The following is a 7,688-nucleotide window of genomic DNA, read 5'->3' as shown; positions in this document are numbered from 1 at the left end:
GTGGCCGTGGCCCGGTCCGGGCCCGGGCCCCGGTCCGTCGTGGCCGCGGTGGCTGCCCGCGTCTGGGCGGTGGGCGTCACCGTGCGGGGGCGGGGCGCGGCCGTGCTGCTCGCGGCGGCCAGGGCCTCGGCGAGGCCGCCGATCTCGACGTGGACGACGGCCACCGGCTTGGCCGAGCCCCCGGCCACGGCCTTGTGCAGGGCGGCGGCCAGCACCTCGCCGTCGCCGGTCTCGGCCTCGCCGTTCTCCCCCACCCACGGGATGGCGGTGACGATCACCGCGTCGCAGGTCCCGTCCGCCAGCGCCTCGGCCAGCGCGTCCCGGAAGTCCTGCGGGGAGGCGGCCGTGGTGAGGTCGATCGGCGGGCGCGGGCGCAGCCCCTCGGCCAGGCAGGCGTCGTACGTCAGGAGGCCGAGGGACTCGGAGTTGCCGAGGATGGCGACCCGGGGACCGGCCGGGAGCGGCTGGCCCGCCAGCAGGAGGCCCGCGTCGACCATCTCGGTCACGGTGTCGACCCGGATGACGCCGGCCTGGCGCATCAGCGCTGAGACCGTGGCGTCGGGGATGCGGCTGACCGGGACCGCGTGGCCGGGCGGGGTGGAGCCGCTGTGCCGGGCGCCCTTGACCACGACGACGGGCTTCACGGCGGCGGTGCGGCGGGCGAGGCGGGTGAACTTGCGCGGGTTGCCGAGCGATTCGAGGTAGAGGAGGGCGACGTCGGTGTCCGGGTCCTCGAAGGAGTACTGGAGGAAGTCGTTGCCGGAGACGTCGGCCCGGTTGCCCGCCGAGATGAAGGAGGACAGGCCCGCGCCGCGCCGGTGGAGGCCGGAGAGCAGCGCGATGCCGATCGCGCCGGACTGGGTGAACAGGCCGATCCGGCCGCGGGCCGGCGACTCGGGGGCGAGCGAGGCGTTCAGCCGGACGGACTCGGCGGTGTTGATGATGCCGAAGGCGTTCGGGCCGATGATCCGCATGCCGTACGAGCGGGCCTGGCGGACCAGTTCGCGCTGGAGTTCACGGCCGTCGGCGCCCCGCTCGGCGTATCCGGCGGAGAGGACGACCAGGCCCTGGACGCCGTGCTCACCGCAGTCGGCGACGGCCTCGGGCACCCGGTGGGCGGGGACGGCGATGACCGCGAGGTCGACCTGCTCGTCGATCTCGCCGAGCGAGCGGTGGGCCGGAACGCCGTCGAGGGTGGCGAGACCCTCGTCGAAGGCGCTGTTCACCGCGTAACTGCGGCCGGTGTAGCCGGAGGCGAGGAGGTTGCGCAGGACCGTGCGGCCCACCCCGCCGTGGGTGCGACCGGCGCCGATGACCGCGACGGAGCCGGGAGCGAGGAGGCGCTGCACCGAGCGGGCCTCGGCGCGCTGTTCGCGGCCGCGCTGGACGGCGAGGGACTTCTCGGTGGGTTCGAGGTCGAGGGTGAGATGGACGGAGCCGTCCTCGAAGCTGCGGCGCTGGGTGTACCCGGCGTCCCGGAACACCTTGATCATTTTGTTGTTGGCGGGGAGCACCTCGGCGGCGAAGCGCCGGATGCCGCGCTCGCGGGCGACCGCGGCGATGTGTTCGAGCAGCGCCGAGGCGACTCCGCGGCCCTGGTGGGCGTCCTGGACGAGGAAGGCGACCTCGGCCTCGTCGGCGGGCGCGGAGGCGGGGCGGCCCTGCTCGTTGATGCGGTCGAAGCGGACGGTTCCGATGAACTCGCCGCCGATCGTGACGGCCAGCCCCACCCGGTCGACGTAGTCGTGATGGGTGAAGCGGTGCACGTCCCGGTCGGATAGCCGCGGATACGGGGCGAAGAACCGGTAGTACTTCGACTCGTCGGACACCTGCTCGTAGAAGCTGACCAGTCGCTCGGCGTCGTCCGTGGTGATCGGCCTGATGCGCGCGGTGCCACCGTCGCGGAGCACCACGTCCGCTTCCCAGTGGTCGGGGTACGCGTGATGCGGACTCTGCTCCGGCGTGGGCTCCATGGGCAAAGCCTACGGCGGGGACCCCGGTCGCGGAGGGATCGGTGCCGGGGCAGTCTGAGGAGGCCCGGACCTGGGCAGCCGGAGCACGGGGCCGGACGGGAGGCCGGGCACAGCACCACGCACTGCATGAGAGACTGGTCTAGACAACCGTTGATATGTGAAGGGCAGAACCATGGCTGAGCGCCGCGTAAACGTCGGTTGGGCCGAGGGCCTGCACGCCCGCCCCGCTTCCATCTTCGTCCGTGCCGCCACGGCTTCCGGCGTCCCGGTGACGATCGCCAAGGCCGACGGCAACCCGGTGAACGCCGCCTCCATGCTCGCCGTGCTCGGTCTGGGCGCGCAGGGCGGCGAGGAGATCGTGCTCGCGTCCGACGCGGACGACGCCGAGGCCGCTCTGGACCGGCTGGCGAAGCTGGTCGCCGAGGGCCTGGAAGAGCTTCCCGAGACCGTCTGACCCGACGGGGTCCGGCCCTGCCGGATTCACGAGGTGCGAGAGCCGCGATCCCCGAGAGGGTCGCGGCTTTTTCGCATTCCGGTTCGCTTTCCGGTTGGCCTCCCGGTCCACTCTCCGGAAATAGCGACGCCCGGACAAGGTAATTCGGGCAGCACGAACTGCGCTCCCGGAATTACTTCTCTTTGTATACGGCTCGCTTGTTAATGGCGGACGCCCGCGATGTTTACGTCGTGTTGCGAAGAGCTCACGCGGGGAACGGGCGCGGTGCGCCGACCCGGCTGATCCGGGCGGCGCAGCCGGTGGGCCCCGGTGGCGCGTTCCGCGTGCTGGGCCGTGAGCGCCCTCGCCCGCTCCGCGTCGCCGCGCGCCACGGCGTCCACGATCGCGCCGCGCTCGGCCCAGGCGTCGACCGGGCGGGCCGGCTGCTCGACCGCGTACATCCAGGCGATCTTGTGCCGGAGCTGGGTGAGCAGCGCGATGAGGGCGGGGCTGCCGGAGGCCTGGGCGAGCGTCTCGTGGAACCAGCCGGCCAGCGAACGCAGATCCTCGCCCTCGCCCCGGCGGGCCCGCTCCTGGCCCAGCCTGACCAGACCCCGGAGCACCTTCAGATGGGCCTCCGTGCGGCGCTGGGCGGCGCGTGCCGCGCCCAGGGGCTCCAGGAGCATCCGCACCTCCAGGAGGTCGGCCGCCTCCTGCGCGGTGGGCTCGGCGACACAGGCGCCGGCGTGTCTGCGGGTGACCACGAACCCCTCGGACTCCAGGGTGCGCAGGGCCTCGCGGACCGGGACGCGGGAGACCCCGTAGCGGCGGGCCAGCAGCTCCTCGGTGAGGCGGCTGCCGCGCTCGTAGACACCGGAGACGATGTCGTCACGGATTGCCGTGCATACCGAATGCGCGGGAATGCGCATGTCCGAACCTCCGCCTTGATCCCCGCGAAACGCGGCCGCCCGACGTCTGTTCCGTGACTCTATTGCAATCTGCCGGAATTTCCGATGGCAGGCCGGAATCCATGGATATCTTCAGGCCGGAATTGCCGAAGGCCCCGGCGGGTGCCGGGGCCTTCGGGCGGGGTCGCGCGGGGGCGGGTCAGACGTTCAGACCGTGCGAGCGCAGGTAGCCGACGGGGTCCATGTCTGAGCCGTAGTCGGGGGTGGTGCGGGCCTCGAAGTGCAGGTGCGGGCCGGTGGAGTTGCCGGTGGAGCCGGAGAGCCCGATCTGCTGGCCGGAGGAGACACTCTGGCCGACGGAGACGCCGATCGAGGAGAGGTGGCCGTACTGGGTGTACGTGCCGTCCGTCATCCGGAGCACGATGTTGTTGCCGTACGCGCCGCCCCAGCCGGCCTCGACGACCGTACCGGCGCCGACCGCGACGACGGAGCTGCCGGAAGCGGCCTGGAAGTCGACGCCGGAGTGGCTGCCGGAGGACCAGAGCGCGCCGCCGGTGTTGTAGCCGGTGGTGATGTGGGAGCCGGCGACCGGGAGGTGGAAGGCGTTGAGCCGGGCGCGCTCGGCGGCGCGGGCGGCACGGGCCTTCTCTTCGCGGACCTCCTTGGCGCGGGCCTCGGCCTTGCGCTCGGCCTCCGCCTTCGCCTTGGCCTTGGCGGCCTTCGCGCGGGCCTCCGCCGCGGCCTTGGCCTTCGCCTCGGCGATCGCGTCGGCCTGCTGCTTCTGGACCTGGGCCTGGGCGTCGATCTGGTCGGCGAGGGTGGCGTCGAGGGCGATGGCCTGGGTGAGGCCGGTGTCGGCGACCTTGGCGGCCTCGGTGTCCGCGGCGAGGGCCGGGGAGGCCAGCGAGCCGATGACTCCGGTGGTGGCCAGGGCCGCGACGCCGGCGGCCTGGGCGCTGCGGCGCGTCAGGCGGCTCGGAGCACGGTGCTTCCCGGTGGCACGGGTGAACGCCATGGAGGGGCTGATCCTTTCCTTCCTTCTCGCCTACCGGGTTAGCTGACGGGTTCGGAGCAGGAAGGTCTCCTACGGATCCCCGCGCCGGTTCACGGCACGGGCCTCCGATTCACCCCAGGGACTGCGTGTGGGTCCCCGGCTCCCCAGGCTCGCGCCTGACGGGGACTCGGCGATGACTGCCCGGCGCCGCGGATGCGGCATACGGGTGACGGACAGCCGGGCCGACGCTAGGCGGGGCGACTTCCCATCACCAAACGGACAAGGGGATTTGTCGCGCATCCCACAGGGCAGACAGGCAACCTCTCCAATAAAAGCCGCAAAGCTCAGCAATCGGGCAAAAAGGGAGGACCCCGACGAACTTCCGTCCGTCGGGGTCCTGTTCGCGGCGGTGTGCCACGGGTGCCGTCAGCCGGTGACGACGGAGACCTCGCCGATGCCGAGCGCCCGCACGGGCTCCTCGATCTGCGCGGCGTCGCCCACGAGGACCGTGACGAGGCGGTCCACCGGGAAGGCGTTGACCACGGCGGCGGTCGCCTCCACGGTGCCCGTCTCGGCGAGCCGGGCGTAGAGGTGGGCCTGGTAGTCGTCGGGGAGGTGCTGCTCGACCTGGTCGGCCAGCGTGCTGGCGACGGAGGCGGCGGTCTCGAACTTCAGCGGGGCGACGCCCACCAGGTTCTGCACGGCCGTCTCGCGCTCGGCGTCGGTCAGCCCCTCGGCGGCCAGCGTCCGCAGGACCTTCCAGAGGTCCTCCAGGGCCGGTCCGGTGGACTCCGTGTCCACCGAGCCGCTGATCGCGAGCATCGCCGCACCGCCGGAGTCGGGGCCGCTGGAGCGCAGCACCTGGGCGAAGGCGCGCACTCCGTAGGTGTAGCCCTTCTCCTCGCGCAGCACCCGGTCCAGCCGGGAGGTGAGGGTGCCGCCCAGGCAGTACGTGCCGAGGACCTGCGCGGGCCACACGCGCTCGTGCCGGTCGGCGCCGATCCGGCCGATCAGCAGCTGGGTCTGGACCGCGCCGGGGCGGTCCACGATGACCACGCGGCCGGTGTCGTCCGCGGTGATGGGCGGCACCGGGCGGGCCTGGCCGGCGTTGCCCGACCAGTCGCCGAGGGTCTCCGCCAGCAGCGCGTCCAGGTCGATGCCCGTCAGGTCGCCGACGATCACGGCCGTCGCGGTGGACGGGCGGACATGGGCGTCGAAGAAGGCGCGCACGGCGGCCTGATCGATCCGCCGGACGGTCTCCTCGGTGCCCAGGCGCGGGCGGGACATCCGGGCGGTGGCCGGGAACAGCTCCTTGGAGAGCTGCTTGGCGGCGCGCCGGGACGGGTTGGCCTGCTCGTGCGGGATCTCGTCGAGGCGGTTGCCGACGAGGCGCTCGATCTCGCTCTCGGCGAAGGCCGGGGCCCGCAGTGCCTCGGCGACCAGGCCCAGGGCCTTGGCCAGCCGGGAGGCCGGAACCTCCAGGGAGACCCGGACGCCGGGGTGGTCGGCGTGCGCGTCGAGGGTGGCGCCGCAGCGCTCCAGCTCGGCGGCGAACTCCTCGGCGCTGTGCTTGTCGGTGCCCTCGGAGAGCGCCCGCGACATGATCGTGGCCACGCCGTCCAGGCCCTCGGGCTCGGCCTCCAGCGGCGCGTCCAGGAAGATCTCCACCGCGACGACCTGCTGGCCGGGGCGGTGGCAGCGCAGCACGGTCAGCCCGTTGGGCAGGGCGCCGCGCTCGGGCGCCGGGAAGGCCCAGGGGCGGGCCGTGCCTGCGGTGGGCTGCGGGTGGAACTCCATGGCTACTCCAGTCACGGCGGCGTCGCTCACTTGGCCGCCCCCTCGTGCGCGTCGGTGCCCTCGGTGCCGTCTTCGCCCTCGTCGGCCTCGTCGGCCGGCTCGATGGGCTCGTACACCAGCACCGCCCGGTTGTCGGGGCGCAGGGCCGCCTCGGCCGCCGCGCGCACCTCCTCCGCGGTGACGTCCAGGACCCGGCCCACGGCGCTCAGGGCGAGCTGCGGGTCGCCGAACAGCACCGCGTAACGGCACAGTTCGTCGGCGCGGCCGGCGACCGTGCCGAGCCGGTCCAGCCACTCGCGCTCCAACTGCGCCTGGGCCCGCTCCATTTCCTCGGGGGTGGGCCCCTCGGCGGCGAACCTGGCCAGCTCCTCGTCGACGGCGGCCTCGATCTGCTCCACCTCGACGCCGCCGGACGTCTTCACGTCCAGCCAGCCCAGCGAGGGCGCCCCGGCGAGCCGCAGCAGCCCGAAGCCCGCCGCCACCGCCGTACGGTCGCGGCGCACCAGGCGGTTGTGCAGCCGGGAGGACTCGCCGCCGCCGAGCACGGTGAGCGCCAGGTCGGCCGCGTCACAGGCACGGGTGCCGTCGTGCGGGAGGCGGTAGGCGGCCATCAGGGCGCGCGCCGGGACCTCCTCGTGGACCACTTCGCGCAGCTGCTCGCCGATGATCTCCGGCAGCGTCCCGTCGCGCGGCGGCTGCTTGCCGTCGTGGGACGGGATGGAGCCGAAGTACTTCTCGATCCAGGCGAGGGTCTGCTCGGGGTCGATGTCGCCGACCACCGAGAGCACCGCGTTGTTGGGCGCGTAGTACGTACGGAAGAACGCGCGGGCGTCCTCCAGCGTGGCCGCGTCCAGGTCGGCCATGGAGCCGATCGGGGTGTGGTGGTAGGGGTGGCCCTCGGGGTAGGAGAGGGCGGTCAGCTTCTCGAACGCGGTGCCGTAGGGCACGTTGTCGTAACGCTGGCGGCGCTCGTTCTTGACGACGTCGCGCTGGTTCTCCATGGACTCCTCGTCGAGCGCGGCGAGGAGGGAGCCCATCCGGTCGGCCTCGAGCCAGAGAGCCAGCTCCACCTGGTGGGTGGGCATGGTCTCGAAGTAGTTGGTCCGCTCGAAGCTGGTCGTCCCGTTGAGCGAGCCGCCGGCCCCCTGGACCAGCTCGAAGTGGCCGTTCCCCTTGACCTGTCCCGAGCCCTGGAACATCAGGTGCTCGAAGAGGTGAGCCAGACCGGTGCGTCCCTTGACCTCGTGGCGCGAGCCGACGTCGTACCAGAGGCAGACCGCGGCGACCGGGGTCAGATGGTCCTCGGAGAGCACCACACGCAGGCCGTTGGCCAGGCGGTGCTCGGTCGCTGTCAAGCCGCCGGAGCCGGCCTGTGCGGTGGCCGTGTGACCCATGGGCATGTACGTCCCTTCGATCGCGATACTGGACTTCCTGCCAGACCTGCCACTCTAAGCAAGCGCACCGGCGCCTGGCGAAGTTCCCGTTCCGTGGATGTTTCCGTCGATGGTGTCGTGGACGCCCTCGCGGGCGCGCCGCCCCGACCGCTTCGGGCCGGCCTTCGGACGGGTCGAGGTCGGCGTTGT

General features: G+C 72.7%; 6 protein-coding genes and 1 riboswitch. Of the genes, 1 reads left to right on the top strand and 5 read right to left on the bottom strand.

All coding sequences use genetic code 11. The annotated features are described in order from the left end of the window. Positions 1-1,973: GNAT family N-acetyltransferase (locus tag G3I54_RS00880; RefSeq protein ID WP_239144173.1), on the bottom strand; the 1,973-nt coding region annotated here is incomplete at its 3' end. Positions 1,974-2,145: 172 nt separating this feature from the next. Here G3I54_RS00880 and G3I54_RS00875 point away from each other — a divergent pair. Further along, positions 2,146-2,427 (top strand): HPr family phosphocarrier protein, encoded by a 282-nt coding sequence (locus G3I54_RS00875; RefSeq protein WP_007449776.1) that lies wholly within the window; start codon positions 2,146-2,148, stop codon positions 2,425-2,427. 200 nt (positions 2,428-2,627) lie between these two features. Here the strand turns inward: G3I54_RS00875 and G3I54_RS00870 are convergent, their stop codons facing one another. The 4 genes from G3I54_RS00870 to G3I54_RS00855 form a co-directional block, all read right to left on the bottom strand. Next, the gene (locus G3I54_RS00870) at positions 2,628-3,335 is read right to left on the bottom strand and encodes a GntR family transcriptional regulator (RefSeq protein ID WP_164610058.1); all 708 of its coding nucleotides are present in this window, start codon (positions 3,333-3,335) and stop codon (positions 2,628-2,630) included. A 178-nt stretch (positions 3,336-3,513) separates the two neighbouring features. Continuing rightward, on the bottom strand, positions 3,514-4,329 hold the full coding sequence (locus tag G3I54_RS00865) for a M23 family metallopeptidase (protein ID WP_164610056.1): 816 nt from the start codon (positions 4,327-4,329) through the stop codon (positions 3,514-3,516). A gap of 13 nt (positions 4,330-4,342) precedes the next feature. Next, a riboswitch (cyclic di-AMP (ydaO/yuaA leader) is annotated at positions 4,343-4,511 on the bottom strand. 223 nt (positions 4,512-4,734) lie between these two features. Continuing rightward, complete coding sequence (locus G3I54_RS00860; RefSeq protein ID WP_164610054.1) at positions 4,735-6,105, bottom strand: pitrilysin family protein; 1,371 nt, start codon at positions 6,103-6,105, stop codon at positions 4,735-4,737. Positions 6,106-6,131: 26 nt separating this feature from the next. Next, positions 6,132-7,505 (bottom strand): pitrilysin family protein, encoded by a 1,374-nt coding sequence (locus G3I54_RS00855; RefSeq protein WP_164610052.1) that lies wholly within the window; start codon positions 7,503-7,505, stop codon positions 6,132-6,134. Between the last annotated feature and the right edge of the window lie 183 nt (positions 7,506-7,688).

This window comes from Streptomyces sp. SID14515 (assembly GCF_010548505.1).
Classification (GTDB): Bacteria; Actinomycetota; Actinomycetes; order Streptomycetales; family Streptomycetaceae; genus Streptomyces; species Streptomyces caviscabies.
The sequence above is the reverse complement of the archived record's forward strand: the minus strand, read 5'-3'. Positions and strand labels throughout refer to the sequence as shown.